This window comes from Demequina pilifera (assembly GCF_048814985.1).
In the GTDB taxonomy this organism is placed as follows: Bacteria; Actinomycetota; Actinomycetes; order Actinomycetales; family Demequinaceae; genus Demequina.
The window spans coordinates 405,514-432,181 of sequence record NZ_JBMDTW010000003.1 but is presented as its reverse complement, the minus strand read 5'-3'; the positions used below and the strand labels follow the sequence as shown (position 1 = coordinate 432,181).

Sequence of the window (26,668 nt, the reverse complement as noted above, 5' to 3'; positions counted from 1 at the left end):
CCGAGACCCGGACGTGTAGCGGCGCAGGCGGCCTAGTCCCCGGATGGCCGCCTGCGCCACGTTGATGTCGGTGACTTCTTCAGCCACCTGACGACACACACGACACTATGGTGCTCGCGGAGGGTTCGCCGGGGACCTAGGTCCCGTGCTTGGCTGGGGCTCAGAGAATGCCGCCCAGAATCGTGAGAACGCGCGTCACTTTCTACGCACGACACAAAAGAGACGGCCTCGCGATGCCGGGCTGGGACGCGGGCAACGCCGCAGGTACGCTCGAGTGAAGCGATTGTGAGAGAGGGCCTCCGATGACTGCCACCAGGCGAGAGAGGGCACGCCGCACCGCGGCTGCTGCTGTGCTCACCGCCATGACCTCGTTGGCGCTCGTGGCCTGCCAAGGCTCCGACCCGGAACCCGCCACCACGCCGACCCCGGCTCCGACTCCTGCCGAGACGCAATCGCCGGCCTCGTCCGCCTCCCCGTCTCCGACCACGTGGCCACCCGCGGAGCTCGAAGCCACTCCCCGGGCCGCACCGGTGGACGACGGCGAGCCGGCCGCGTACGAAGCCCCGGCGTGGCTGTGGGAATGGGTCGATGACTCGTGGTCCACGGCGATCTACTCGACGGTCGAGCTGGTGAATGATGCCGATGGGGCTCCGGCCTTCGAAGGGGTGCAATGGCTCTACCTGCTTGCTCCCGACGGCGCGGCGTTCCGCATCGCGGACCTCGGCAACGACGCCAATGCCACGATCGTCGACTGGGATCCGAGCCACGCAAAGGCGTGGCTCTACTTCCAGGGCTTTGGGGAGTCCTGGGCCGTCGCCGAGGCCGATCTGGAGACCGGGCGCCTCGACGCGGGTGACTTCACCGACGGGGCCGGGCCGCGAGGCACGGTGGCGGGCGGCGGTCTCTCCCAGGACGTCCTGCCCCGAGACGCGGCGCCGGACGGCACGCGGCTGTGGTCGGCCGTGTCCCCCTTCGGAGGCGTCGGCGGGACGGTCTGGTACTCGCCCCACACCGGCACGTGGGAGCCGAGCGCCGTGAACGACGTGATGTTCGACATCGCCGAGGAGCGCTATGACCGGGGCGACGACGGCCCTCAGGACCCGGGCTCGGTGAGCGGATCGGGCTGGGTCTCCGTCACGGATGAGCGCGCCCTCTACATGGTGGCGGACGAGGGCGGCCAAGGTGCGGATGCGCCCAACTATGTGGTGATCGATCATGACCTCGCCGAGGACTCCCTGGTGCAGGCCGGCTTCTCTCCTCCCGCGTCGGCATCGGGCTGCGACGTGCGGGGCCCCGACGGCGACGACGCGATCCTGGCGTGCTGGAACCACGACACGTCGGTGGCGGACACGTGGTGGGTCGTCGACCTCGATACGGGCACCGCGACCGAGGTGCCCGTCGACTCCATCCAGGTGCCACGGCACGACCTCGGCAGCTACACCGAGGACGTCAAGACCACGGGCACGATGCCGCCGAACGCGGACGCGTGGACCGACGTGATGCCTGCACCTCGCTCGTCCTAGGAGGGTCCGAGGCCGCCCAGCCCCCGCATCGGCCGTATTGGGTATCCAGCGCGCCTCAGGCGCGCTGGAATGGACGTGGTGGGTATCGAAGGGAGAGGCGCTAGATGTTCGGCGGGATGGGCGGCTGCTCGACCCACTCGCCCTCATCCTTCAGCGCGGGCGAGTGCGCGTCCGGGGCGCCCGGCCGGTCGGTGCCGCGTCGGATCACCGGCGAGGCGAGCAGCGCGATCCCGACCATCCCGGCCGCGGAGCCCGCCGCCAGGTACAGCCCAGCATGCGCGCCCACGTTGTCCACGAGGTAGCCCGCGATCCACGCGCCCATGGCGACGCCCACGCCCATGCCGATCCGCAGCCACGACATGCCCTCGGTGATCTGGTCGCGCTTGACCACTCGCTGCACGATCGTGTCGGCGTTGGTGAGCGTGGGGGCGATCGCAGCGCCGGCGAAGAAGCCGATCGCTGCGAACATCAGCATGCCGGTGGACAGGGTGAGCGCTCCGAACCCCACGGCGAGAGCGAGAGTGCCCCACACGGTTCGCTTCCACAGTGCCATGCGCCAGTGCCGCGACCCGTACAGGATGCCGCCCACGAACGACCCGGCGGAGACGACGGCGATCAGCACACCGGACAGCGTCTTGGAGCCCTGCTCCTCCGCGAAGCCGACGGTGGAGATGTCGAAGGCCCCGAACATCATTCCGAGACCGAGGGCGATGCACGCGGCGCCAACGACCGCGCCGGGAAGCTTGAGCCCCAGACCGCCGCCGACGGACCTGCCGCGCGCGGGCGGCTCGGTCGCGCGCTGGGACAGCAGGATGGTGAGACCGATGATCGTGCCGATCGTCGACACGACCAGGCCGGCGGGGCCCCACACGGTGGTGGCCAGGATGGTGGCGAGCGCGGGGCCGGTGATGAACAGCACCTCGTCGAGCACGCCCTCGAGCGCGAACGCGGTATGGATGTCCTCGTCCGATTCGAGGATGTTGGACCAGCGCGCCCGGGTCAGTGACCCCAGTGGACCCTGCAAAGACGCGATGATGACGGCGATCCACAGGATCCACTCCGCCCCGTTGTTCACGGCGGTCCAGATGCCCAGGCTCACGCCGACGACGTGCAGGCCGAGCAGCGGCAGCATGGCGGCTCTCTGCCCGATGCGGTCGATCAGGCGGGACGTCGGCACGGTCTGCACGGCCCACACCACGATGCCGATCGCCGCGACGCGACCCGCCATCTCGTAGCTGTCGTACTGGATCTGCACCATGAGGATGAACGAGATGTTGAACATCGAGATGGGCAGGCGAGACAGCAGCCCGGCGAAGGCGAACGCCTTCGCACCGGGGTGTCTCAGGATCGTTCGATAGGGGGCGAGCACCCCCATATGCTCTCACTGACCGACCGGTCAGGACGACCTGTCGGGTGGTCCTCCGTCGCCCGCGTCCTCGCGGCCGATGCGCTCGTCACCAGGGGCGGAGGCGTCATCTGGGGCGGGTTCGGGTGGGGCATCGGCGCCGAGCAGGCCCGGACCGTGCGGATGGTCGGTGGTGACCGGCGGGGGCAGCGCGTTCTCACGGTGCTTGCGGCGGTCCTGCAGGATCAGCGCGGTGGCGCCGCCCACGACGAGGATGAATGCGAGCGCGATTCCGCCCCACTGCAGCAGCGGTCCCCAGTCGAACTGGTCGTCGGCGGCGGCGACGATCCGGATGTCCTGGCCGCTCGCGAGGTCGGTGAGCCCGAGCGTCACCGTGCGGCCCTCGACCTCGCCGGCGCTGGCCTCCTCGACCAGGCCCGGGAAGGTGTAGGTCACGCTCACGTCGACGCTCGACTCGATGAGCCCCAGCTGCGATTCCGAGACGCCGAGCGCCTCCAGGTCCGCATCCTCGGGCGACGCCATCTCGAGGATGAACTGCCCGTCAGTCTCCTCGAGCGTGGCGGCGCCGCCGATTCCCGATGCCGTCTGTTCGGCGGCCGCGTTGAACTCCTCGACCGGCAGGTCGGTGAGCGTGAGCTCCACGCCTTCGAGTTCGCCGTCGTCATAGGGCTCGAGGACGATCTGACCGGGATACTGCTCCTGCAGTTCGACGAGTTCGGCAGACCCCTCGAGGTCTCCGAACAGGGCGCGCACGTCCATCCCCGTCTGGTCGCCGATCTGCGCGGCGACGTCGTCGGAGAACGCGACGATCGCGTGTTGAGAGAAGGTGCCGTCCGCGGTGATGGTCGTGTCGACCGTGGTGCGCACGCAGCCCGTCAGCGCGAGCGCGGTGACCGCGACCGCGCCCGCCCAGCGCAGCATCCTGGTCACGGCCGCGGCGTGTCCTCGTCCGGGCCCTTGTCCTGCGAGGTCTCGGCGGGGTCGGAGGCGTCGAAGGTGTCGGTGGTGTCGGTGGTGTCGGTGGTGTGCGGATCGGCAGGGTCGCTCGTCGTGGGCGTGCCGTGATCGACCGGATCCTCCCGGGTGGGCGCGACGGCAGGGCCCGCGGGGGTGGGTGCGACCTCGGGGTCCTCGCCGGGCGCAACGACGGCCGGGGGTGCATCGATGGGGTCGCCGGCGGCCGGGTCGGTGCCGGTCACGGGTGCGGCGCCTGTCTGCGACTCATCGGTGGACTTGCGCCGCGAGGAGACGACCAGCACACCGGCGATGCCGGCGCCGATGCCCACAACGGCGGCGAGCACGAGGATCATCCACAGCGGGAAGCCGCTGTCCGCGCTCGCGGAACCCCGCGCCTGGACCTCACCGCTGTGCTCGAGCAGGTTCCACGTCACCGTGTTCCCGTCCAGCTCGCCGTTGTGCTCCGACACGTCGCCGGGGAACGTGATGGACATGGTCGCGGTCGCGGTGTCAGGAAGCTCCTGCCCGCCGGTCTGATCGGTGAGGTCGTCCGCGGCTCCCGAGACCACGAACTCGTCGCCGTCGCGCTCGATGCGCAGGCCCTCGCCCGCGGCGGCGAACTCGTCGAGCGGGAGCTCGGAGAACGTGGTCTGAGTGCCGACGAAGTCGGGGCTGCCGTCGCCATCGTCGTCAGGCGACTCGTAGCGCTCCGTGGTGCCGCCGGGAATCGTCTCCTCGCCGCCGAGCAGGTCCTCGACGCCGTCCTCTCCTGCGATCTCCAGCAGTTCTTGGGACACGGCGAAGATGAAGTCTCCGCTGACCGTGTCGTCCTCAGCGAGATCGATGTTCATCTCGACCCGGATGCAGCCGGTGAGGGCAAGGGTGGACACGACGGCGAGCGCGAGCCCGCGGGTGAGGTTTCTCATGGCGACCACTGTCCCACAGCACCACTCGCGGGTCCATGCGCGCTCGCCGCCGCTTGCGGAGAATCCGGGACCGGTTCGTCGCGAAGGCGCGGACGGGGACGGCATGCCGTCCCGCGTACGCTTCTGCTATGCCCATCGACGTCCTGGTCACCGCGTTGGGCGGCGTCCGGGACGTCGCGCTCGCCTTCACCGTCGGGGGCCTGGTGGCCCTCGCCGTGATGATTCCCGCGGGACACCCCGCGAGCTCCCGCGCCGGCGCGGTGGCGCGCTGGTCCTCCATCGTCTGGGCCGCATCGGCCGTGGCCTTCGTCTTCGCCTCGTACGCGCAGATCCGCAACGAGGCCGTCGAGCCGGGTCGGTTCGTGGAGGAGGTGTGGTCCTTCTCGACGACCATCGAGCTCGGGCAGGCATACCTCCACATGGCGCTCGCGGCGGTCGTCGTCTCGGTGCTGGCGGCCCTGGTGCGGTCCCCGCAGGGGGCCGCGTGGTCGCTGCTCCCGGTCGTGTGGGCGCTCGGATGGCAGGCCCAGACCGGTCACGCCGCCGGGGCCGCCGACCACCACCTCGCGGTGAGCGCGATGTTCCTTCACCTCGCCGCATCGGCCTTGTGGCTGGGAGTGATCGCGGCGCTGTTCCTCATGCGCCGGCCGCTCGGAGACGGGGCGAAGGCGGCCGTGCGGCGCGGGTCGCGGGTGGCGCTGTGGGGCGCCGTGGGGATCATCGTGTCCGGGGTGGCGAGCGCGTGGGTCCGGCTGGGATCGCCGGCGGACCTCGTCACGAGTGAGTACGGCCGCCTGCTCGTGCTGAAGGTGGCCCTGATGTCGCTGGCGGTCGCGCTCGCGGCGTGGCACCGCCGCGTGAGCCTTCCGCGGCTGTCCGAGCGCGCCGTGCGCGAACGGTTCTGGCGCGTGATGGCGGTGGATGTGGGTGCGCTGGTCGCCGTCGTGGGCGTGGCCGTCGTGCTGTCCGGGACCGCGCCGCCGATCCCGATCGAGGCGGTGGAGGACCCCACGCCCGCGTACTCGCTCACGGGCTACGAGCTGCCGCCGGCGCCCTCGGCTCTCAACTGGCTGGTGCTGTGGCGGCTCGAGATCCTCTCCGCGGTCGCGGTGGGCACCGCGGCCGTGATGTATCTCCGGTGGGCCGTGAGGCTGCGCCGCCGCGGCGATCGCTGGCCCTGGTACCGCACGTTCTCGTTCGTCACCGGCCTGGTGGTGCTGGCCTGGATCACGCAGGGCGCGCCCACCATCTACGGGATGGTGACGTTCTCCGGGCACATGGTCGAGCACATGATGCTGGTCATGGTCGCACCTGTGCCGCTCGCGCTCGGCGCGCCGGTCACGCTCGCGCTACGGGCCCTCCCGGCGCGCACCGACGGCTCGCGCGGGCCACGCGAGTGGCTGCGCGGCATCGTCGACTCGCGGCTCCTGCGCGTCCTGTCACATCCCATCGTCGCCGCCGTCAACTTCGCCGGCTCGCTGGTGGTCTTCTACTACACGCCGCTGTTCGAGTTCGCTCTCAGCAACCACGTGGGCCACCTGGGCATGCTCGTGCACTTCACGCTGGCCGGCTACCTCTTCGCCAACGCGCTGGTGGGCATCGACCCGGTGCCCACGCGGCCCTCGTATCCGATGCGCATCGTGCTGCTGTTCGCGACCATGGCGTTCCACGCGTTCTTCGGGGTGTCCCTGATGAGTTCCGAGGTGCTGCTCGCGCCTCGCTGGTTCGGTCTCATGGGGCGCGACTGGGGGCCCGATGCGCTTGCGGACCAGCAATACGGGGGCCAGCTGGCCTGGGGAATCGGCGAGCTGCCCGTGGTGCTGCTCGCCATCGGCGTCATCGTGGGCTGGCGCATCGCCGATGCGCGGGAGGCCAGGCGCACGGACCGGCAGGCGGACCGCGACGACGACGCGGAACTGCGGGCCTACAACGCGATGCTCGCGGAGACCGCTCGGCGCGACCGCGACGCGTGAAGTTATCCACAGATTTCATCCACAGGCGTGTGAACAGCTGGTGAACAGCGTGTGGAACCGGTGGATAAAACTGTGGGTAAACGGTGGAGGAAAAAAAGGTGCTTGGAGCGGTTGCGGGCAGGGGTGGACGCGAGTAGACCTAGTCCCATCGGAACTTCGGTTCCACCGCCTCGAGAGGTCGCAAGATCGGTTCGAGGGCCGACATTGAGGGTGGCTGGCTCGGTTCGCCGGGACATTGCCCCTGGTAATTCGGCATATGGTGGGTCGGAGTGACGGATGCGTCGGACAACGTCGGTCCATGTCGACGGGACTGCCCACGGGTGGTTCCTGAGAATTGTGGGTGACGGCACAGGGACCTGGCGGCCCGGCGCGTCGGCCGAGAGGTCGCCCCTTTCCAGGGGTGAAGCCGCATCGTCAATCGCGGCCGTCGGGGGTGGGGAGTTATCCCCAGCCTCGAGAACTCTCCGGCCATGGCAAGGCCCCCCGAACGCTTACTTCGGGGGGCCTTCGCCTTGCCGGCACCGCTCTCGCGGCCCTGCCGGTCACGCTATTCGCAGTCGTGCACGCGACGGCGGCGACACGCCTCACTTGCGTCAACATCCCCCGGGCTCCTGGTACTCCCGTGATGCCGCCGCCGTGCCCGCCCGAGTGCGGGGTACGTTGTGAGGGCAAGGACCATCCACCGCCGGGGAGGCCACGATGCCGGACAGTGACGGCCGCGACGACCAGCCCACCGAGGGCGCGGAGCAGCCCTCGGAGGGCGTGGACGACGGCGCGCCGCCGAGCGCGTTGTCGCCCTACCTTTCGGAGAGCGCACCCACCCCCGCGGACGCGTCCCCGCCGACGCCCGCATCGGCCGGTGACCCCTCCGTCCCTGCCGACCAGGACGAGCGCGCCGCCGCCGATCCCGATCCGGCTGCGGGCAGTCCTGGAGAGGACGACACCCAGGTGATGGACCCGGTCGACGACCAGTCCACCCAGGTGATGGACCCGGTCGAGGACGACCCGGAGCCTCGCCGAGCGCCATGGGCCCCCGTGCCGTCGGACCGCGGCGACGAGGACGCTGACGACGAGGACGCTGACGACGCCACGGCGCAGGTGCCCGCCGAGCCCTCCACCGACCGGAACTGGCTGGGTGTGGCCGCATTCGTCACCGGAGCGCTGGCCCTGAGCGTGGTGGCCATCGTGCTCGGACACCTCGGACTCTCAGCCGCGAAGCGGCGGCGCGCGAACAACCGCAGCTTCTCGATCGCGGGGCTGATCCTCGGATACCTCGGCCTGATCCTCACCGCCGCGGGAGCATGGCTGTACCTCAGCGATCCCTCGTCGGGGGCCGACATGGATGCCCGAGCGCAGCAGGACGTGAGCGCGGTCGGAGCGGCGGCCGCCACTGATGCGTCGCAGTCGGGGCAGCTCCCCGACGTCGAGCAGGTCGAGGCCGGCTACCGGGTGGGTGACGACACGATCACCGCCCACCTCACCGGTGATCCCAGCCTGGCGTTCACGGGCACGACCGCGACGAACTGGTGCCTCAGCATCAGCTATGAGGGCGGCGAGCAGTCCGCGTTCCACTACGTGGCGACGTCGGGCATGGCTGCTGGCCCGTGCCCGGGCGGCGACTGACCCTCGATACCCAGCACGTCCAATTCAGCGCACTCCAGGCTCGCTGGATACCCAGGAGGGCCGATGCTCGGGCTGGCTAGCCTTCCAGCACCGTGCCATCTGCGACGTGCGAGGGTGCGCCTCCGTCGTCCAAGGTCACCGCGCCGCGCACCACGACCCCGGAGCCGAAGGTCCAGTCGCCCTTGACGGTGAGCGACGTGGCCTCACGCAACGAGGGCGGGCCGTACGGGAACCGCTTGTCGAACTCGCCCATGGTCTTGTAGAACCTCGAATCGAGGTCGACCAGCGGCGCGCTGTCCACGTCGAGCCGCAACGCCCCGTCCTCCGCCAGCTTGTAGGCATCCGAGCGCAGCGTGAGCAGGTCGTTCGTGGTCTTGACGGGCAGGAACCGGTCGCGGCCCACGACGATGGCCGTGGCCCCCTCGAACACCTCGATCGCCGCGCCCATGGCGGATTCGATCTGGTAGACCTCGGGCGACTCGGGGTTGGTCGGGTCCACGTTCTTGCGGTTGCGGATCAGGGGCAGGCCGAGCACCGCGCCCCTCTCGGTCAGCGCCGCGTGCAGCTTCTCGAGGTCCCACCACAGGTTGTTGGTGTGGAAGAACGGGTGGTGGTGCTCGTCCGTGAAGAAGTGCATCTCCTCGGGAGCCGTCTGGGCGGTGTCTCGCAGGATCAGCTGCCCGTCGGCCTTGCGGATCGCGAGGTGGCCACCCTTACGGTCCGCCGCGGTCCGCGTGCACAGCTCGGCGGCGTAGGGGGCGCCGGATGAGGCGAACCACCCGGCGATGCGCGCATCGGGCACCGCGCCCAGGTTGTCGGAGTTGGAGGCGCTCGCATAGCGGAAGCCCTCGTCCAGCAACTGCTCGAGCACCCCCGAGGCCAGCAGCGCGGTGTAGATGTCGCCGTGGCCCGGCGGGCACCACTCGAGCGACGGATCCTGCGGCCAGTCCACGGGCGTGAGGTCGTCCACTCGCAGCTTGGGCTCGCGGTTCTGCAGGAAGTCGAGCGGCAGCCCGTCTACCTGGATGTGGGGGTTCGCGCCGAGCACCCGGAGCGAATCCTGCTGCGTGCGGAACGAGTTCATCAGCACCAGAGGCAGGCGGGCCCCGGTGGCCTTCCTTGCCGTGCGCACCTGCCCCGCAATGAGGTCCAAGAAGCTCTTGCCGTCGCGGACCGGCAGCAACGACTTCGCGCGATCCATGCCCATCGACGTGCCGAGGCCGCCGTTGAGCTTGATGATCGCGGTCTTCGACAGTGCCTCCCGCGCCGCCGCGTCGTCGACCTCGACCGCGTCGAGCCGGTCCGGGTCGAGCAGGGGCGAGATGTCGTCCTCGCGGATCAGGCCGGTCGCGCCGGCCTCGAGCTCGCCGTAGTAGTGGGAGAAGACGTCGATCGCGGCTTGGGTGACGCCGCCGTCGCGCATCTTCTGCTGGGCCTGGGCAAGTCCTTCGGCGCTCATGGCACGAGCCTAGAGGGAGGCCGCCCGCCGCGGGTAACGGGGCGCGTCAAGAACTTGCGGTGCGCTCACGGCTCCTGCCCACGTGATCGTGCTGCCGTACGGCGCCGTCGATAATTGCACAAATGTCACTATAGCCGCTTAATGTGGCGAATCGCGACGCGCCATTGTGCAGTTCCTCACATGCTGCATCTATCTGTTGCAGGCCGAAATGAACTGTCTGTACCTTGCGAATGCCTCAAAGGTTCGCGGTGCAGTAACCCCGGACTTCACAAAGACCGTTGAGGAGACTGCAGTCAATGTCTTCCTGCGGCGCCAATTCAGGGAGAGTTGATGAAGAGCGTTCGAAGCAGCGATTCGAAACGTCGCGAGAGTCGGCTGTTGAAGCCGCTCGCAATTGTGGGATCTTTGGCACTGATCACCATGGGCAGCGTCAGCGGCGCATCTGCGGCACAGGGAGATGCGGCCGAAGGCGAAGGACAATTGGTCGACACCGGAGCGCTCGAGCCGATCGCGGCGCTCGAGGGGGCCTACTCGGCATTCGGTGATGGAGACCCGGATGCCACCAGCCTGGACCTGACCGCACTCGGGCTCGTGGACCTCACGATTCCCACCCTCGCGTCCGCGGATCTGGCCGAGCTCATGGAACTCGGGGTCGTCGGCCAGTTCGCGAACTCCGGTGTGGAGGGCGCGATGGCCTCCTCGGGCGCAATCACGGAGACGGGTCTGATCGACGTCGGTGCAGGTAGTGAACCGACGAATGACTCGCGCGTGAACCTGGCGCCGGTCCTTGACGGCGTCGCTGCCGACGGCGTGGTATCTGATCTCGCCTTGGAGCTCGGCGCAGTGGCGGCCTGGGCGCAGGCCTCGCGAGGCACGTCGGTCGATGTCGACAGCGACTACCTGCTCGCAGGAGCCGCCCTCAACGTCACGAGCCCGGCACTCGGTGCGCTGACGTCAGACCTGAACGCTCTCGTGAGCGACGTGGACTCGGATGTCAACGCGCTGGTGGGCAGTGGGGGATCGCTTTCGACTGCTTTGGCCGGAATTACGGGCGATCTCGAGTCAATTCTTGGTGCGATTCCCGTTTTGAGCACCTTGACCGACGTGAACATTGACGATGTCACCACGACCGTCGACCTGGATCTGAGCAGTGCACTTTCGACTGCGCTCGACGAGCCACTTGTCGATGACGATGGAACGGTCAGCATCGATCTCACCGAGGGGTCGATCGAAATCGATCTCGGAACGCTGTACGACCTCAACAATCTCGACGCGAACACGACTCTTCTCACCGATGCCGCCATCAATGCGGCCCTCGTCAATATCGTGGAAGAGGTTCTCCTTGATGAACTGCCAGCGCGCATTGCGAATGCGGTGGACGACGCACTCGAGACGACCGAGGTGACCGCAAGCATCGAGACCTCGCTCTCCGCACTTGGCTTGCCGTTGGGCTCGCTGGATCTCGATGTCTCGGGTTCGCTCAGCAGCATCCTCGCGCTCGACGGTGCGCCCGATCCCACACTCGACATCGGGGCGAGCATCGTCGGAATCGACCTCGACGAACTGCTCGACTTGGTCGCGGAGCCCATCTCCGAGCTTGTGCTGCCCCTCGTCGGCGACATCGTGAGCGCGGTGCTGGACCCGGACGCGCTCGCGCTCGACGTGCAGGGCCTCGCCACAGGCACGGTGACCGCGCTCGACCCACTGCTGGGACTGCTCAACGAGATCGTCGCCGTGACGGTCAACGTCCAAGAGCAGCCCGGCGCCTTCAACGACCCCAACGGCTACGATCCGGACTCCTTCACGCAGCGGGCGCTCTCGGTTCAGTTGCTCCCGGCTCTGGGCGGACCTGTGCTCAGCCTCGCCTCGGCAACGGTGCGAGCCACCGACGCGGAGGACGTGGTGATCGTTTCGCCGACGCCGGGTACGGAGTTCACGGTCCCGACGGAGGATGGCACGACCGACGTGGATGTCACCGGCACGGGTGAGCCTGGTGCGACGGTCGAGGTCACCAGCGGTGGCGAGACGGGATCGACGACTGTTGACGAGGCTGGCGACTGGACGGTGACGTTCGAGGCACTGCCGGTGGGTGACCACGGTGCGGTTGCCGAGCAGTTCATCGACGGTGACTCCACCGGCACCGATGACACGAGCTTCGTGATCGTCTTCGACGATTCCACCGACCCGGGCACGGACCCGGGCACGGACCCCGGCACCGACCCAGGTGACGTGGTGATCGTTTCGCCGACGCCGGGTACGGAGTTCACGGTCCCGACGGAGGATGGCACGACCGACGTGGATGTCACCGGCACGGGTGAGCCTGGTGCGACGGTCGAGGTCACCAGCGGTGGCGAGACGGGATCGACGACTGTTGACGAGGCTGGCGACTGGACGGTGACGTTCGAGGCACTGCCGGTGGGTGACCACGGTGCGGTTGCCGAGCAGTTCATCGACGGTGACTCCACCGGCACCGATGACACGAGCTTCGTGATCGTCTTCGACGATTCCACCGACCCGGGCACGGACCCGGGCACGGACCCCGGCACCGACCCAGGTGACGTGGTGATCGTTTCGCCGACGCCGGGTACGGAGTTCACGGTCCCGACGGAGGATGGCACGACCGACGTGGATGTCACCGGCACGGGTGAGCCTGGTGCGACGGTCGAGGTCACCAGCGGTGGCGAGACGGGATCGACGACTGTTGACGAGGCTGGCGACTGGACGGTGACGTTCGAGGCACTGCCGGTGGGTGACCACGGTGCGGTCGCTGAGCAGTTCATCGACGGTGACTCCACCGGCACCGATGACACGAGCTTCGTGATCGTCTTCGACGATTCCACCGACCCGGGCACGGACCCCGGCACCGACCCGGGCACCGACCCGGGCACGGGCCCTGGCACCGATCCGGGCAGCGAGCCTGGCGCAGGCTCAAACGGCAACGGCCCGGGTCAGCTGTCTCAGACCGGTTTCGAGTCCGGCAGCCTGCTGTGGATTGCGGTGTTGCTGCTCGGTTTCGGAGCCTCCGCCGTGCTCCTGTCGATGCGGTGGGGACAGTCTGACCGCGCGGTCGCCTAAGCGCCGAGGTTGATGCCTGCGGGGCCTGGGACTGAGTGCCAGGCCCCGCAGGTCTGTGCTGCGGGAGACGTGGGGCCACCCGCGTCCACGCCGTACCTACCGGACGTTCTCGCTGTGCACCTGGTCGTCATCTCGCAGTTCCTGTGCGCGGTGCTTGGGTGAACCGGGCTCGGCGATGTGTGCGGACGCGAGGGCGTCGCCGGGCGCGTTCCGTGTGGCGTAGAGGCTTGTCGCGGTGACGATCGAGAGGACGACGATGATGACGATCAGCGACAAGAGGGTCGGGATCTCCGGCACGCCGGGCCAGATGCCGTGGGCCCAATGCAGCACCAGCTTGACGCCGATGAAGCCCAGGATGGCGGCGAGGCCGTAGCCGAGGTGAACCAGCTTGCTGAGCGCGCCCTGAAGCACAAAGTAGAGGGCGCGCAGGCCGAGCAGCGCGAAGGCATTGGTGACGAACACCAGGTAGGGGTCGCTGGTGATGCCGTAGACCGCAGGCACAGAGTCGACGGCGAAAACCACGTCGGTCGCGAAGATCGCGACGACGACGACGGTGAGCGGCGTGAGCGCACGCTTGCCATTCTCCTTCACCGACAGACGGCTTCCGCGGTAGTCCTCGGTGATCGGCATGAACCGGCGAATCAGGCGGACCGAACGCATCTGCGATACGTCGACGTCGTGCGAGCCGCCCTTGAGCTGATCCCGCAAGATCTTCACTCCCGTCAGCAACAGGATCGCCCCGAACAGCAGAAAGGCCCAGGTCAGGTTCGCCAGCGCCGCTGCCCCGAGTGCGATGAAGATGCCGCGCAGCACGAGCGCGCCGATGATGCCAAAGAGCAGGACCCGCTGTTGTAGCACGGCCGGCACGGCGAATGCGGTGAGCAGCAGCATGAAGACGAACAGGTTGTCCACCGACAGGGACTTCTCGACCAGGTAGCCGGTGAGGTACTCGACGCCGGTGGTGGACCCATACTGCGACCAGATCCAGGCGCCGAACGTCAGCGGCAGCGCGATGTAGAACGCGCTCCAACTGAGGGCCTCGCGCATGGAGACCTCATGGGGGCGGCGGGTGACCACAAAGTCGAGCGCCAGGAGGGCGAGGACGGCGAGAATGGTGACGAGCCACATGGTCGGCGTGCCGATGGTCGTGAGGGCAGCGGTCGATTCGAGAGAGGTGAGCACGGTTTCTCCGGGGTGCGAGGGACGACGGTCAAAGGACCGAGGTCTCCTTCGCCCTGCAGTGCAGGGCCGCCGCCCGAGGTCGCTTGCGCGCCGTAGTGACCGGGCCGATGTTGGGAAGTACTCCCCTCGTGGAGGGTAGAGTACAGCGTTTTTTTGCGCTGACCGCCAATTCCCACGCTCGATTTGTTTGACTTGCGCGGGTCTGATCTCGTTTACTTCACGTCATGGATGACCCCAACAGTCCCGGCACCCGCCTCTGCGACATGACACAGGAGGTGGGTTGCTGATGGACCAGGACACTCTCTTCAACGTGGGCCTGGTGCTCGTCTTCATCCTGATCGGCGGCGTCTTTGCCGGCACGGAGATCGCGTTGGTGTCGTTGCGGGAAAGCCAGATCCACCGCCTGCAGAAGCAGAGCTCGAGGGGTGCCCGGGTGGCGTCGGTGGCCCGGGACCCGAATCGCTTCCTCGCTGCGGTGCAGATCGGTGTGACTGTCTCTGGCTTCTTTTCGGCCGCGTACGGCGCCTCGACTTTGGCTCCGGACTTCGCTCCCGTCCTCGAGGGTGCGGGCCTGCCCGCGGGGCTCGCTCAGACGGCGTCGCTCATCGGTTTGACCTTGGTGATCGCCTATCTGTCGTTGGTGCTTGGCGAACTGGTTCCCAAGCGCTTTGCGCTGCAGCGGGCCCAGCGCGTGGCCCTGTTGGTGGGACCGCCCCTGGATGGGTTCGCGACCCTGATGCGCCCGGTGGTGTGGTTGCTGTCGGTCTCGACCAATGCCGTGGTCCGCCTGCTCGGGGGCGACCCATCGGCCAAGTCTGAAGAGATGTCGGAGGAGGAACTGCGCGACATCGTGGTCGCACACCAAAGCCTCAGTGACGATGAACGGCGCATCCTCGGCGACGTCTTCGACGCCGCAGACCGGCCCCTCAGCGAGGTGATGCGGCCTCGTGGAGAGGTGACGTTCATGTCCGGGGCCTCGCTGGTGCGTGACTCTCTCGAGACCGTCCGCTCAAGCCCCTACTCTCGCTACCCCGTGACGGGCGACGACTTCGACGACGTGATCGGGGTCCTGCACGTGCGGGATCTGCTCGGCGCGGACGCGGACACCGCTCTCGCGGACCTCGTCCGCGAGGTGCCCCACTTGCCGTCCACCGCTCACCTGTTGCCTTCCCTGTCCCAGATGCGCCGGGAGGGCCGCCACCTTGCAGTGGTGGTTGATGAGTACGGCGGCACGGACGGGATCGTGACCCTGGAGGACCTGGTCGAGGAGTTGGTCGGCGACATTCGCGACGAGTACGACGCTGTCGAGCCGACGCTAGCCCCGTCCGCCGACGGGACCGTCAGCGTCGACGCGGGCATCACGATCGAGGAGTTCGCCGAGGAGACCGGCATCCACCTGCAGGACGGCCCCTACGAGACTGCCGCAGGGTATGTCGTGAGCCGCTTGGGCCGAGTGGCAGAGGTCGGTGATGCGATCACAGTCGACGACCACGAACTCGTCGTGACTGAGACGGATTCCAACCGTCTGGTGCGACTCCAGGTCCTACCGGCACGAGGGCGAACCGATGGCACAGATCCGGCACAGGCCACGTAGAGGACCGGGGCGTGATCGAAGCGAGCCGGGGCGTCTGGCTATGTTGGAGCGGGTGACGGGAATCGAACCCGCGCTATCAGCTTGGGAAGCTGAAGTTCTACCATTGAACTACACCCGCGCGCACCGCCACAGGCGGTGCAGGACACCCATAGTAGCCGCGAGCCCCGCACGCGGGGAACTCGGCCAGCGAGGCGGGAAGGATCAGGCGTCGCGCGCGACGAGCGAGAAGGTCGCGGAGCGCGTCTCGCCCGGCTGCACCAGGAACAGGCCCGTTCCCTCGACGCCCTTTGCGTCGAGGTTGAAGGCGTCGTTCGCGTTGGAGACCGGCTCGAAGGCCCAGAACGGCGCGTTCTGCGGGATGTAGAGCACCGCGTGCTCCAGAAGCTCGTCCGCCTCGACGTCGATCGTCACGGCGCCCGGCCACTCGATGGTGGCGAGCCGGTCGCCGCGCCGGCCCGCGAGGCAGTCGTCCACGAACTCGTGGCCGAGCTCCCGCGCGTCGCGGAAGTCCGCCGCGGGCCGAATGGCCCCGGCCCCCGCATCGGGCATGCAGTCCACCAGGTCGTAGCCGGCGTCTGCCTCGATCTGCAGGCGCGCATCGGGCGAACCCGCGACCGAGCGCAGGAAGTAGGGGTGGTGGCCGAAACCGGCGGGGAAGGTCTCGTGGTCGGTGTTGGTGACCGAGTAGGTCCACACGAACCGGTCGCCCTCGAGCGCGTAGGTGAATCTCGCGGTGAAGGTCCATGGCCAGTTGACCCCGTACACGTCGCGCGAGGCGAACTCGAGGACCACGCGGTCGGGGGACTGCTCGACGACGCTCCAGGGATAGTCCCACCCCGTGCCATGGATCGCGGTGCCGTCCGGCCAGTTCACGCGGAGCTGGTACTCGCGCCCACCCCACACCAGCAGCCCATCGCGGATGCGGTTGGACCACGGCACCAGCGGGTAGGACGCGGTGTCGTTGGGGCCGGCCGCACTCTCCGGAGTCGGTCGGAGCACGTCCTGCCACTGCCCGCCGATGCGCACGCGCCCGAACGCGATGGATCCGCCCTTGTCCGGAACGAAGCCGATGCTCCAGCGGTCGTTCTCGATCAGGGGTGCGTCAGCGCGCGCGGAGTTCTCAGGCATGGTGACATTGTGGCGCATCCGCCAGCGCCGTGTGGGGGACGCGCGGGTGGGCCTCGGGCGCACGACCATTCGGCCGATGCGGGGTCTCCGCTTTGGGCACAATGTCCTCATGGCGGGGGTGAAGTGGGCCACGGGGGCGGTCGCGTGCGTGATCGTCATTGCGGCGTGCGATGGCCCGCCCGCGACGCCGTCGCCCACGCCGACCGGCGACCTGTCGCCTCCGACCGTCTCCGCTGTGGGCGACACCGCCTTTCCGCGGACGCTCCAGGCCGACCGCATGGTGGAGGTGCAGATCGAGACTCCCGGCGACCGCCGCGGCATCGTGGTGTCGGTCGCACTGGACTCCCCGTACTTCGGCCCCTCGGGCACCGTGCCCACCAACGTGCTGCTCGAGCCCGGCTGGGTCTCGAGGCTGCGCGTTCCACTGGGGCCGGCGCTGTGCCCCGCCGGTTCGGGCGAGTCGGTCGCGACGGTCGAGGTGCGCGCCTATGACGGCACCGAGGTCGCCGAGCGGGAGGTGACTCTCGAGGATCAGGCGCTGGCCGACATCAACGAGACCGAGTGCCGCAGGCGCATCGCGACGGACGCGGCGGCGCCGTCCTTCGCGGCTCCTGTCGCCCGGGGCGATGCCGTCGAGACGTCGGTGGTGCTTCAGCGCGGCTCGTCGAACGCCGCCGCAACGCTGACGTCCCTGTCAGGCAACGTGATCTTCTCTCTCGAACCGGAGCCGGGTGTCCTCCCGGTCACGCTCGAGCCGGGCCAGGAGCGCGCCGCGGTCCCGGTGACCCTCACGGCCACGCGGTGCGACGCTCACGCCTTCGCCGAGTCCAAGAAGACGTTCGTATTCACCGCGTCCTACGACGTGGCCGGCCAGGCCATCGCAGCGGAGTACCAAGCGGAGGGAGCCATGCGGGAGGCGCTCCAGGAGCTGTTCGATCGGTGCGGCGCGCGCAATGACTCGGACGGCATCGGGGGGCAGCAAGGGTGACGAGTTCGGGTGCGCTGCGCGAGCTCCGGCCGTTCGAACAGGAATGAAAAGCCGCTGGTATTCGGCCGATGCGCGGGCGGCTTGGGAATAGTGCCGGCTTGGCGGCGGTTGGGACAGGTGCAGGTGTCGCCCGGGGAGGGTCCCCGTCGCTTCAAGCGAGGAGCGGCATCGCCCACTCGGGAGGTGCAGTACCAATGGCTATCGGATCCGGCATTTTCCTGATCGCCCTCGGCGCGATCATGGCGTTCGCGCTCAACGAGAGCGTCGACGCGGTCGACCTACAGCTCGTGGGGATCATCCTCATGATTGCTGGTGCCGTCGGCATCATCATCTCGCTGCTGGTGAACCGTCAGCGTTCCAACACCACGCACCGCGAGGTCAAGGAGCAGCACGTCGACGAGCGCCGCCGCGACATCGACGGCTGACCCCACCCAGTACTGGCACGCCTCGGGCCGCGACCGTGATGGTCGCGGCCCGTCGTGCGTCCGGGCCCGGAGGCGCCCGGTGCCTGCGTGCCCGAGGGTGCTACGGCTGCCCGCTCGCGTCCTCGATCTGCTGGGCGCGCAGGCGCAGCACCGCGTCCTCGCGGGGGTTGGACTGCGTGGGGTACGTGAACTCGAGAAGCGGCCGATGCCGGTGGTAGGTGACCTCGAGGTTCCAGTAGCGAACGGACCACGCGGTGGCTCCCAGCGCGACGGCGATCGCCGTGATCGCGCCGACCCCGATCGCCCAGCGGGGGTTCGCGTCACCGATCCATCCCACCAGCGGCGAACCGACCGGGGTGGACCCCAGCAGGATCATCGAGTACAGCGCCATCACCCGGCCTCGCATGTGCGCGGACGTGCTGGTCTGGATGGCCGCGTTGGCGGAGGTCAGCATCGTCAGTGCGGAGAAGCCCACCGCGATGGACGCGACGAGGTAGAGCTCGTACGACGGCATGAGCGCCATCACGGAACTGGACACGCCGAACATCAGCGCCGATCCGAGGATCAGCCGCAGCCGCACCTGGCTGCGTCGCGCGGCGAGCAGCGCCCCGGCGAGGGAGCCGATCGCGAGCACCGAGCCCATCAGCCCGTAGTCCTCGGGGCCGCGATCGAACTCGATGCGCGCCATCAGCGCGCTGGTCATCTGGAAGTTCAGCCCGAACGCGGCGACCACGGACACGACGATCATGACGACGATCACGTCGGGCCTGCCTCGCACGTATCGGAGCCCCTCCTTGATCTGTCCGGGGCTGCGCGGCGCGCGTTCGAGCGGCACGAGCTCGGAGGACCGCATGAGCAGCAGCGCCACGATGGTCGCCAGGAAGGTCAGCCCGTTGACCACGAACACCCAGCCGATGCCGATCCAGGCGACGGTCAGTCCCGCGATGCCGGGGCCGATCAGTCGCGCCGCGTTGAAGGATGCGCTGTTGAGGCCCACCGCATTGGTCAGCCCGTCGGGGGGAACGAGCGAGGCGACGAACGTCTGGCGCACGGGGACATCGAGAGCGCTGACGATCCCGAGCCCGAATGCGAACGCGTAGACGTGCCACAGCTCGGCCTGGCCCAGGAGCACCAGCGCGCCGAGCCCGAGCCCGAGCATCGCGGCGGCGCCCTGGGTCGCGATGAGCAGCATGCGCTGGTTCACGCGATCGGCGAGCACCCCGGCCCACGGTCCCAGGATCAGGAAGGGCAGGAACTGGAGGGCGGTCACCACCCCCACGGCCACCCCCGAGTCCTGGGTGAGCACGGTCAGTACGAGCCAGTCCTGAGCGACCCGCTGCATCCACGTGCCGACGTTCGACACCAGCGCCCCGGCGAACCACAGCCGGTAGTTGACGTACTTCAGCGACGCGAAGGTGCGGCTCATCGCGAGCGGCCGATGCGTGGACGGGACATGTGACCAACTTACGTCGGAGCGGATCCAGCAACGCGCGACGGCCACGAGTGCGTTCGGTGGGGTCCGCTGCCCTGAAACAGAGTTGTCACATCGCGGCCGTAGGCTGGCCGTATGACCAGGGTCGATGAGGACGCACTGGCCGCTTGGGTGGCGGCCGCCGTTCCCGAGGCCAACGCGGACCTCACATCCGTTCGCCGCCTCGCCAGCATCCTCGAGGACGACCAACCCGGGGGAGCCGACCGGTTCGCATCGCTCGCGGCGCGGATCGACTCGTCCGATGCGCTGGCCCATCAGGACGACCCGGACGTGCGGTGGCTGGCTCGACTGGCCGCTCGCGTGCACTTGGCCGATTCGCGATCGTGGCGGGACTTGAGATGGAGGCCCGCGCCGATGTCGGTGCCCGAGAGCTCCGACATCGCAGACGAGGTGCTCGCATCCCTCGTCGGTCGCGACCAGCTGCAGCGCCACTACGACGCGATCGTGATCGGCTCGGGCGCGGGTGGGTCGGTCGCCGCGCAGGAGTACGCGGAGGCGGGTCTGCAGGTGCTGGTGGTCGAGCGGGGAGACGCGCCTCCCACCCACACGCTTGCGAGGGACCACCTGCGCAATCCGCACGCCGATGCCGGACTGGACGTGCTGACCGGGCCCCCCGCGCGGGCAAATCCCCGTGTGCTTGCCGACGGGACCGTGGTCACCGCCGCGGACCCGCGCTGGGGCAACAATGCGATGACGCTCGGCGGCGGCACCCGCGTGTACGGCGCCCACGCCTGGCGCTTCTCGCCGCAGGACTTCCGCATGGCGTCGACGTACGGCGTGCCGGATGGCAGCGCACTCGCGGACTGGCCGGTCACGTACCAGGACATGGAGCGCTACTACGCGCACGCCGAGTTCGAGTGGGGCGTCTCTGGCGCGCCCGGGGATCCGGCGACGGAGGGGCCGCGCTCGAACCCGTTCCCGCTGCCCCCCATGCCGCGCACTCGCGGTGCGCACCGCCTCAAGGAAGGGGCCGATGCGCTTGGCTGGGAGACGCTGCCCGTCCCGCTGCTCATCAACTCCGAGCACTACCGTGGGCGTGCCGCGTGCTTGCGGTGCGCGCAGTGCGTGGGATTCGCGTGTCCGGTGGGCGCCAAGGCGGGAGCACAGAACACCACCCTGAGGCGAGCGGCGCGCACCGGCCGGCTCACCATCGTCTGCGCGGCGCAGGCGGTGAGGCTGACAGCGGATCGGACCGGCAGGGTGACGGGCGTGCTGCTGCGTGGTGCGAGCGCGTCCGATCGTTGGGAGACAGCGGTCGACGGCGACGAGATCGTCCTCGGCGCGGGTGCTGTCGAGACCGCGCGGCTGCTGCTCGCGAGCGCGCATCCAGGCGAACCGACGGGTGTGGGCAACCGCTACGACCAGGTGGGACGGCACCTCCAGGCACACGTGTCCGCGGGTGCGCTCGGGATCTTCGCGGACGAGGTCGAGGACGGCACCGGCCCCGGGCCCGCGATCGCGACCAATGATTTTCGGCACGCCAACCCCGGCGTCGTGGGCGGAGGCATGCTCGCGAACGACTTCGTCCCCACCCCTGCGGCCGCGCTCGGCTATCTGCAGGACGCCGGGCTGCTGCCGCACGCCGGCGATGGCATCGTCGCGGGCTTGAGCGACCTGGCGCCCCGCATGCAGCGCGTGGTGGGGCCGGTGCACGAGGTCACGACGTCCGGATCGCGGGTCACGCTGGATCCCCGGGTCACGGACCACGCGGGCATGCCGGTCGCCAGGCTCTCGGGCGACGTGCACGCCGAGGACCTGCGCGTGCAGCGGTTCCTCACCGACCGCGCGGAGGAGTGGCTGTGGTCCGCGGGCGCCACGACCGTCGTGCCGATGGGGCTGCGAGCGCCGGGCGACGGCCCGAGCGTGGGACAGCACCAGGCGGGCACGTGCCGCATGGGCACGGATCCCGCGACCTCGGTGCTCGATCCGCTGGGACGAGTGTGGGGTCACGCCAACCTGCGGGTCGTGGACGCCTCCGCGCACGTCACGAATGGCGGCGTGAACCCCGTGCTGACGGTGATCGCCAACGCGTATCGCATCATGGACGCGGCCGTGGGCGTGCGCGAATCGGACGACGCCTACGCCGAGTGACCCGCGCCGGAATCGCGCGAGGGTGCGGCGCGTTGCCACCGCCATGACCGACACCGCCGCACCTGCCGCCGTCCGCATCGATACGTGGGCGGACATCGTCTGCCCGTGGTGCTACGTCGGGGAGGCCCGATTGCGCGCGGCCGCCACCTCCGGCGCCGTTCCCGTCGAGCTGGTGGTGCACTCCTTCGAGCTGGACCCCACGCACTCTCACCCCGAGCGCGTGCTCGACATGCTCGCGCGAAAGTTCGGCGCCTCGCCCGAGGACGCCGCCGCGATGGACCAGCGGGTCGCGGACCTCGCGCGTGCCGAGGGCCTGCCGTACACCTCGGATCGCGTCACCGCGAACACCTTCGACGCTCACCGGCTGATCGCCGCGGCGGCCGTCGACGGTCGCGGGCTCGAGGTGCGCGAGGCGATTCAGCGTGGTCACTTCGAGGGGTCCGTGGACATCTCCGACTCGCATGCGCTGGCCGCCGCCGCCGCATCGGCGGGCATGGATCATGACCGCGCGGCGCAGGTGCTCGCTGGCGACGACTACGCCGACGAGGTGCGGGCCGACCAGGCTCAGGCGCGCGAACTCGGCGCGACGGGGGTGCCGTTCACCGTGGTCGGAGGCCGTCTCGCGATTCCCGGCTGCGTCGAGACCTCGCAGTACGCCGAGGTCATCGAGCGGGTCGCGGCCGACTCCGCCGCAGACTGACCCGCCGGCCACCGCTGGCCCCGCCCGCTCCCGCCGCTTCCCCACCCGCTGCCGCCGCTGGCCCACACCCCTCCCGCCGACTGGCCCACACCCCTCCCGCCGACTGGCCCACACCCCTCCCGCCGACTGGCCCACACCCCTCCCGACTCCGCCCCCCGCTCGCACCCCCCGCAAGTGTCGATCTATGTGCACTTTGGGGGTTGGAAGTGCACGGGTTTCGACACTTGCGAGGAACGGCGCAGGTGGACGGGCGCCGGTGGAACGGCGCCGTGGACGGGCGCAGGTGGACGGGCGCCGGTGGAACGGCGCAGGTGGACGGGCGCAGGTGGATGGGCGCAGCTGGAGGGGAGTCAGGACCGGGAACGGAGGCCGCGACGAAGCCTGCCCATGAGGTGAGTCGCGCGATCTCTTGACACGCCCATCGGCCGCTCGTAATGTACAACCAAATGGTTGTAGAAACTGATCTCACCGACGACGAGGTGGACCGCATCTTCCGGGCCCTCGCCGACTCCACGCGCCGCGACATCGTGCGCCGCAGCCTCGCGGCCGAGGCCTCGGTGTCCGAGCTTGCACGGGCGTACGACATGTCCTTCGCGGCGGTGCAGAAGCACGTCGCGATCCTGGAGGGGGCCGGTCTGGTGACCAAGCATCCCCACGGCCGCGAGCGCAAGGTGCGAGGCAATCCAGACGCGGTTCGGCGCGCGCAGGCGCTGCTGGACCGCTACGAGCAGATCTGGCGGGCGCGCATCGACAGGCTCGACGCGTTGCTTGCCGAAGACCCCGAATAGCACTCACTAGGAAGGCACGACCATGCCCGTCACCTCCGTCTCCACCGATCCCGAGTCGTTGACCACGACTCTCATCGCCGACTTCGCCGCGCCCGTGGAGCGGCTCTGGGAGGCCTATGCAGACCCCCGCCAGATAGAACGGTTCTGGGGCCCCGAGGGCTGGCCGGCGACCTTCACCCGACACGACTTCGCCGTCGGCGGCCGCTCGCACTACTACATGACGGGGCCCGACGGCGAGCAGTTCCACGGGCTGTGGGAGTACGTCGAGCTCGAGCCGCATGCGCGCGTGACAGTGCACGACAAGTTCGCATCCTCCGCCGGTGTTGAGGACCCTGACATGCCTGCGCTTCACATGACGCTGCGTTTCGAGTCGACTGAGGGCGGCTCGCGGTTGACGACGGTCACGACGTTCGCGTCGATCGAGGCGCTGAACGAGGTCCTGGCCATGGGCGCGGTCGAAGGCGCAGAGTCGTCGATGGGTCAGCTTGAAGGCGTGTTGGCGGACTTGGCGTCCTTCGCGGCCGGCCGTGCCGCCGAGGCCCAGATCCTCTCCGACACCCAGGTGCGCGTGTCCCGAGTCGTTCGCGGCACCCCCGAGCAGGTCTGGCAGGCTCACCACGATCCCGAGCTCATGAAGAGGTGGCTACTCGGGCCGGACGGGTGGACCATGCCGGTGTGCGAGATCGCGCAAGAGGTGGGCGACACCTATCGCAACGAGTGGGAGGACGAGAACGGCGAGAACCGGTTCGGCTTCGCGGGCGAGCTGCTGGCCTCCGAGCCCCCGTTCCGCGAGGTCACGACCGAGTCGATGCTCGGGATGGAGGGCGAGCCCAACATCAACGAGATGACTCTCATCCCCGTGGATGACGGGACGCTGCTGACTGTCGTCGTCACCTACCCGAACGCCGAGGTGCGAGACATCGTGCTCGGCACCGGCATGGTGGACGGCATGGAGACCAGCTACGCCCGGCTCGAGGAGACGGTGCTCGGGTGACGGCGAAACGCGCCTAGAGTGCGCCGTAGACGAAGAACAGCGCGTACGCGAAGGCGCCCGTCGCGACACACGCCAGGCCCACGGCCTGCCAGCTGCGCAGCCGGGTGACGGACAACCACACGAGTACGGCGATGCCCACCGCAATCGCCGCCCACCAGTACCCGACTGGGGTGGTGTCCGCGATCCTGACCACACCATGAGCGCCTTCGCCCGCCGCCACTCCCGGGAACACCGCCGCAGCGACTGCGCGCAACGGCCAGGAACCCGAGTGGCGCAGCGCCCACACCGCGAAGCCCATCGCGGCCCCGGCGATCACTCCTGCCGTGCACCACAGGACGACCCACGACATGCTCACGCCGAAGCCCCTCAGCTCGGAGGTGGCGAAGTAGCCGACCATCGCAAGGGGCCCCGCCAGGGCGCCGAGCAGCGCGTGCGCCCACGGTCGCCGCGCGGCCATGGAGACGGCTGCAGCGAGTGCGACGACCGGCGCGGCGGAGTTGAAGAAGGGTGCGACGGGATCGGGGGCGACGGTCTGGCCGAAGGACATCGCGACTCCCGCGAGGAGCGCGGCGGCAAGCGCGAGGATCACACGCATGGACACGGCGAAAGTATAGGTTGGTGGTGATGATCGTTATGGCCATAGATTCCGGCATAGGAGAGACACTCGACATGAAGATCTAGGTTCGCCAGACGCTCAAGTCTGGTCACGCGTACGCACGCCACCCCCAGACGTATTGCGAGAACCTATGCCTTCCTTGTCCTTCTCCCACCTGACCTTTGTGTGGCCCGACGGCTCGCCCGTGATCGCCGATGCGACCGCCTCCGTGAGCGGCGGCCTCACCGCCCTTGTGGGCGCCAACGGCGCCGGCAAGTCCACCTTGCTGCGGCTCCTCACTGGCGAACTCTCTCCCGCCTCGGGCACCGTCGCGGTTGCCGGCACGCTTGCGTATGTCCCGCAGGACGTCGCCCTCAGGGCCGATGCGCGGGCTGAGTCGGTCATGGGCCTCGCCTCGGTGCGGGGCGCGCTGCGCGCGATCGAGGCGGGGTCGGTCGACCCGGCCCACTATGAAGCAGTCGGCGATCAGTGGGACGTCGAGGAGAGGGCGACGGCCACTCTCGAGAGCCTGGGACTGCCATCCGACACTCTCGACCGCACGGTCGGGGAACTATCGGGGGGCGAGGCCACCCGGCTGGCCCTGGCATCGGCCCTCTATGCGCGACCCGACGTCCTGCTGCTCGACGAACCGACGAACAACCTCGACGCCGCGGCGACCGCTCAGGTGGTGGACGCATTGGCGTCGAGGCGCGGCGCGACCCTCGTGGTCAGCCACGACCGCACATTGCTGTCCCGCGTGGAGGCGATCGGTGAGCTGCGCCGCGGGCGCCTGCGCTGGTTCGGCGGAGCGATCGAGGAGTACGAGGCTGCTCTCGACGCGGAGCGGGCCGCAGCCGAGGCAGAGCTCCGGAGCGCCCGGTCCGAGGTCTCCCGTCAGCACCGTGAGCTGCGCACCCAGGTGGAGGGAGTGGGGCGTCGCCAGCGCGAGGGCGCCCGCAAGGCCAAGCAGGCCGGGCTGCCCCCGATCGTCGCGGGGGCCAAGAAGAGGTCGTCTCAGGAGTCGCAGGCCCGCGCGACCCGCGTTCATGAGGAACGGCTCGCCGACGCCCGCGACAGGAGAGACCGAGCGGAGGACGCCGCCGACCGCGACCGCGAGATCCGCGTCGAGCTCCCGGAGACGGGCGTGCCCGCGCGGCGCGACGTCGCGCGGCTCGAGAGGTGCGTGTTCGCAACCGGCACCCAGGCGGACGCCGCGATCCAAGGCCCCGAGCGCATCGTCCTCTCGGGAGCGAACGGGAGCGGCAAGACCACCCTGCTGCGCACCCTGTCAGGCGAGGTCGCCCCTCAAGCCGGCCGCGCATCGGCGCTGGTGCCCGTGGGGTACCTGCCGCAGCGGCTCGACGTTCTCGACCCCGCGCTGACGGTGGTCGAGAACGTGCGCGCGCGGGCGCCCGGCGCGAGCCCGCACGAAGTCCGTGCGGGCTTGGCGCGATTTCTGTTCCGCGGGGCCGACGGGGACGCGCTCGCGGGCACCCTGTCGGGCGGCGAGCGGCTGCGGGCGGCGTTGGCGGCGGTGCTGCTCGCGACACCGGCTCCGCAGCTGCTGCTGCTCGACGAGCCGACCAACAACCTCGACTTCTCCTCGCGCGCTCACCTGCTGGACGCGCTCGGGGACTTCCGGGGAGCGCTCATCGTCGTGAGTCATGATGCCGGGTTCGTGGCGGCGCTCAGGCCGACGCGGGAGTGGCGGCTGGATGGCACGTTCCTCGACACCCCGCTGTAGGAAGGTTCTGCACACGGAACGCCGTCCCGGGGCGTGCTGTAGGAG

At 69.3% G+C, this 26,668-nt stretch carries 20 protein-coding genes and 1 tRNA gene; 12 read left to right on the top strand and 9 right to left on the bottom strand.

Going from position 1 to position 26,668, the window contains the following annotated elements:
* Positions 1-302: 302 nt before the first annotated feature.
* The gene (locus tag ACNI14_RS07410) at positions 303-1,523 is read left to right on the top strand and encodes a hypothetical protein (protein ID WP_420519343.1); all 1,221 of its coding nucleotides are present in this window, start codon (positions 303-305) and stop codon (positions 1,521-1,523) included.
* Between the two features lie 100 nt (positions 1,524-1,623).
* On the opposite strand, the gene ACNI14_RS07405 is transcribed toward ACNI14_RS07410, so the two are convergent.
* From ACNI14_RS07405 to ACNI14_RS07395, 3 genes are read right to left on the bottom strand one after another with little or no spacing between them, the layout of a single operon-like run.
* On the bottom strand, positions 1,624-2,892 hold the full coding sequence (locus ACNI14_RS07405; RefSeq protein WP_420519342.1) for an MFS transporter: 1,269 nt from the start codon (positions 2,890-2,892) through the stop codon (positions 1,624-1,626).
* Between the two features lie 27 nt (positions 2,893-2,919).
* Complete coding sequence (locus ACNI14_RS07400) at positions 2,920-3,810, bottom strand: LppM family (lipo)protein (RefSeq protein WP_420519431.1); 891 nt, start codon at positions 3,808-3,810, stop codon at positions 2,920-2,922.
* A gap of 5 nt (positions 3,811-3,815) precedes the next feature.
* A complete protein-coding gene (locus ACNI14_RS07395; protein WP_420519340.1) occupies positions 3,816-4,772 on the bottom strand; it encodes an LppM family (lipo)protein in 957 nt (318 codons plus the stop codon).
* A gap of 128 nt (positions 4,773-4,900) precedes the next feature.
* On the opposite strand from ACNI14_RS07395, the gene ACNI14_RS07390 reads away from it, so the two are divergent.
* Positions 4,901-6,745, top strand: a complete 1,845-nt coding sequence (locus ACNI14_RS07390; protein ID WP_420519338.1) for a bifunctional copper resistance protein CopD/cytochrome c oxidase assembly protein — start codon at positions 4,901-4,903, stop codon at positions 6,743-6,745.
* A gap of 699 nt (positions 6,746-7,444) precedes the next feature.
* Positions 7,445-8,368: a DUF4190 domain-containing protein gene (locus ACNI14_RS07385; protein ID WP_420519336.1), complete on the top strand. Its 924-nt coding sequence runs from the start codon at positions 7,445-7,447 to the stop codon at positions 8,366-8,368.
* Between the two features lie 76 nt (positions 8,369-8,444).
* Here the strand turns inward: ACNI14_RS07385 and ACNI14_RS07380 are convergent, their stop codons facing one another.
* On the bottom strand, positions 8,445-9,827 hold the full coding sequence (locus ACNI14_RS07380) for a UTP--glucose-1-phosphate uridylyltransferase (RefSeq protein ID WP_420519334.1): 1,383 nt from the start codon (positions 9,825-9,827) through the stop codon (positions 8,445-8,447).
* A gap of 405 nt (positions 9,828-10,232) precedes the next feature.
* Between ACNI14_RS07380 and ACNI14_RS07375 the strand changes: the two genes are divergently transcribed.
* The gene (locus ACNI14_RS07375) at positions 10,233-12,902 is read left to right on the top strand and encodes a choice-of-anchor G family protein (protein ID WP_420519332.1); all 2,670 of its coding nucleotides are present in this window, start codon (positions 10,233-10,235) and stop codon (positions 12,900-12,902) included.
* Positions 12,903-12,998: 96 nt separating this feature from the next.
* Here ACNI14_RS07375 and ACNI14_RS07370 read toward each other — a convergent pair whose 3' ends face one another.
* The gene (locus ACNI14_RS07370) at positions 12,999-14,030 is read right to left on the bottom strand and encodes a TerC/Alx family metal homeostasis membrane protein (RefSeq protein WP_420519429.1); all 1,032 of its coding nucleotides are present in this window, start codon (positions 14,028-14,030) and stop codon (positions 12,999-13,001) included.
* Positions 14,031-14,370: 340 nt separating this feature from the next.
* Between ACNI14_RS07370 and ACNI14_RS07365 the strand changes: the two genes are divergently transcribed.
* Positions 14,371-15,678 carry a hemolysin family protein gene (locus ACNI14_RS07365; RefSeq protein ID WP_420519330.1) on the top strand — a complete coding sequence of 436 codons (1,308 nt, stop codon included), beginning with the start codon at positions 14,371-14,373 and terminating at the stop codon, positions 15,676-15,678.
* 44 nt (positions 15,679-15,722) lie between these two features.
* On the opposite strand, the gene ACNI14_RS07360 is transcribed toward ACNI14_RS07365, so the two are convergent.
* Both ACNI14_RS07360 and ACNI14_RS07355 read right to left on the bottom strand, forming a co-directional pair.
* Positions 15,723-15,796, bottom strand: a tRNA-Gly gene (locus tag ACNI14_RS07360).
* A gap of 83 nt (positions 15,797-15,879) precedes the next feature.
* Complete coding sequence (locus ACNI14_RS07355; RefSeq protein WP_420519328.1) at positions 15,880-16,806, bottom strand: aldose epimerase family protein; 927 nt, start codon at positions 16,804-16,806, stop codon at positions 15,880-15,882.
* Positions 16,807-16,915: 109 nt separating this feature from the next.
* Between ACNI14_RS07355 and ACNI14_RS07350 the strand changes: the two genes are divergently transcribed.
* A complete protein-coding gene (locus ACNI14_RS07350; RefSeq protein ID WP_420519326.1) occupies positions 16,916-17,794 on the top strand; it encodes a hypothetical protein in 879 nt (292 codons plus the stop codon).
* A 194-nt stretch (positions 17,795-17,988) separates the two neighbouring features.
* Positions 17,989-18,219, top strand: a complete 231-nt coding sequence (locus ACNI14_RS07345) for a DUF6458 family protein (RefSeq protein ID WP_420519325.1) — start codon at positions 17,989-17,991, stop codon at positions 18,217-18,219.
* Between the two features lie 100 nt (positions 18,220-18,319).
* On the opposite strand, the gene ACNI14_RS07340 is transcribed toward ACNI14_RS07345, so the two are convergent.
* The gene (locus ACNI14_RS07340) at positions 18,320-19,645 is read right to left on the bottom strand and encodes an MFS transporter (RefSeq protein ID WP_420519324.1); all 1,326 of its coding nucleotides are present in this window, start codon (positions 19,643-19,645) and stop codon (positions 18,320-18,322) included.
* Positions 19,646-19,786: 141 nt separating this feature from the next.
* On the opposite strand from ACNI14_RS07340, the gene ACNI14_RS07335 reads away from it, so the two are divergent.
* From ACNI14_RS07335 to ACNI14_RS07320, 4 genes are all read left to right on the top strand, one after another.
* Positions 19,787-21,802 (top strand): GMC family oxidoreductase, encoded by a 2,016-nt coding sequence (locus ACNI14_RS07335; protein WP_420519322.1) that lies wholly within the window; start codon positions 19,787-19,789, stop codon positions 21,800-21,802.
* Between the two features lie 43 nt (positions 21,803-21,845).
* Positions 21,846-22,502: a DsbA family oxidoreductase gene (locus ACNI14_RS07330; protein ID WP_420519320.1), complete on the top strand. Its 657-nt coding sequence runs from the start codon at positions 21,846-21,848 to the stop codon at positions 22,500-22,502.
* A 446-nt stretch (positions 22,503-22,948) separates the two neighbouring features.
* Positions 22,949-23,290 carry an ArsR/SmtB family transcription factor gene (locus ACNI14_RS07325; protein WP_420519319.1) on the top strand — a complete coding sequence of 114 codons (342 nt, stop codon included), beginning with the start codon at positions 22,949-22,951 and terminating at the stop codon, positions 23,288-23,290.
* A gap of 22 nt (positions 23,291-23,312) precedes the next feature.
* Entirely contained in the window at positions 23,313-24,284 is a 972-nt protein-coding gene (locus ACNI14_RS07320) for an SRPBCC family protein (protein ID WP_420519318.1), read from the top strand.
* Positions 24,285-24,297: 13 nt separating this feature from the next.
* On the opposite strand, the gene ACNI14_RS07315 is transcribed toward ACNI14_RS07320, so the two are convergent.
* Entirely contained in the window at positions 24,298-24,879 is a 582-nt protein-coding gene (locus tag ACNI14_RS07315; protein WP_420519428.1) for a DUF6518 family protein, read from the bottom strand.
* Positions 24,880-25,030: 151 nt separating this feature from the next.
* On the opposite strand from ACNI14_RS07315, the gene ACNI14_RS07310 reads away from it, so the two are divergent.
* A complete protein-coding gene (locus ACNI14_RS07310; protein ID WP_420519317.1) occupies positions 25,031-26,623 on the top strand; it encodes an ABC-F family ATP-binding cassette domain-containing protein in 1,593 nt (530 codons plus the stop codon).
* The last annotated feature ends 45 nt before the right edge of the window (positions 26,624-26,668 follow it).

Excerpts from the sequence above, each read along its gene's own strand:
- ACNI14_RS07410 (WP_420519343.1), top strand. The coding sequence starts at position 303 with ATGACTGCCACCAGGCGAGAGAGGGCACGCCGCACCGCGGCTGCTGCT.
- ACNI14_RS07400 (WP_420519431.1), bottom strand. The coding sequence starts at position 3,810 with ATGCTGCGCTGGGCGGGCGCGGTCGCGGTCACCGCGCTCGCGCTGACG.
- ACNI14_RS07395 (WP_420519340.1), bottom strand. The coding sequence starts at position 4,772 with ATGAGAAACCTCACCCGCGGGCTCGCGCTCGCCGTCGTGTCCACCCTT.
- ACNI14_RS07390 (WP_420519338.1), top strand. The coding sequence starts at position 4,901 with ATGCCCATCGACGTCCTGGTCACCGCGTTGGGCGGCGTCCGGGACGTC.
- ACNI14_RS07385 (WP_420519336.1), top strand. The coding sequence starts at position 7,445 with ATGCCGGACAGTGACGGCCGCGACGACCAGCCCACCGAGGGCGCGGAG.
- ACNI14_RS07380 (WP_420519334.1), bottom strand. The coding sequence starts at position 9,827 with ATGAGCGCCGAAGGACTTGCCCAGGCCCAGCAGAAGATGCGCGACGGC.
- ACNI14_RS07370 (WP_420519429.1), bottom strand. The coding sequence starts at position 14,030 with ATGTGGCTCGTCACCATTCTCGCCGTCCTCGCCCTCCTGGCGCTCGAC.
- ACNI14_RS07365 (WP_420519330.1), top strand. The coding sequence starts at position 14,371 with ATGGACCAGGACACTCTCTTCAACGTGGGCCTGGTGCTCGTCTTCATC.
- ACNI14_RS07355 (WP_420519328.1), bottom strand. The coding sequence starts at position 16,806 with ATGCCTGAGAACTCCGCGCGCGCTGACGCACCCCTGATCGAGAACGAC.
- ACNI14_RS07350 (WP_420519326.1), top strand. The coding sequence starts at position 16,916 with ATGGCGGGGGTGAAGTGGGCCACGGGGGCGGTCGCGTGCGTGATCGTC.
- ACNI14_RS07345 (WP_420519325.1), top strand. The coding sequence starts at position 17,989 with ATGGCTATCGGATCCGGCATTTTCCTGATCGCCCTCGGCGCGATCATG.
- ACNI14_RS07340 (WP_420519324.1), bottom strand. The coding sequence starts at position 19,645 with ATGAGCCGCACCTTCGCGTCGCTGAAGTACGTCAACTACCGGCTGTGG.
- ACNI14_RS07335 (WP_420519322.1), top strand. The coding sequence starts at position 19,787 with ATGACCAGGGTCGATGAGGACGCACTGGCCGCTTGGGTGGCGGCCGCC.
- ACNI14_RS07330 (WP_420519320.1), top strand. The coding sequence starts at position 21,846 with ATGACCGACACCGCCGCACCTGCCGCCGTCCGCATCGATACGTGGGCG.
- ACNI14_RS07325 (WP_420519319.1), top strand. The coding sequence starts at position 22,949 with ATGGTTGTAGAAACTGATCTCACCGACGACGAGGTGGACCGCATCTTC.
- ACNI14_RS07320 (WP_420519318.1), top strand. The coding sequence starts at position 23,313 with ATGCCCGTCACCTCCGTCTCCACCGATCCCGAGTCGTTGACCACGACT.
- ACNI14_RS07315 (WP_420519428.1), bottom strand. The coding sequence starts at position 24,879 with ATGCGTGTGATCCTCGCGCTTGCCGCCGCGCTCCTCGCGGGAGTCGCG.
- ACNI14_RS07310 (WP_420519317.1), top strand. The coding sequence starts at position 25,031 with ATGCCTTCCTTGTCCTTCTCCCACCTGACCTTTGTGTGGCCCGACGGC.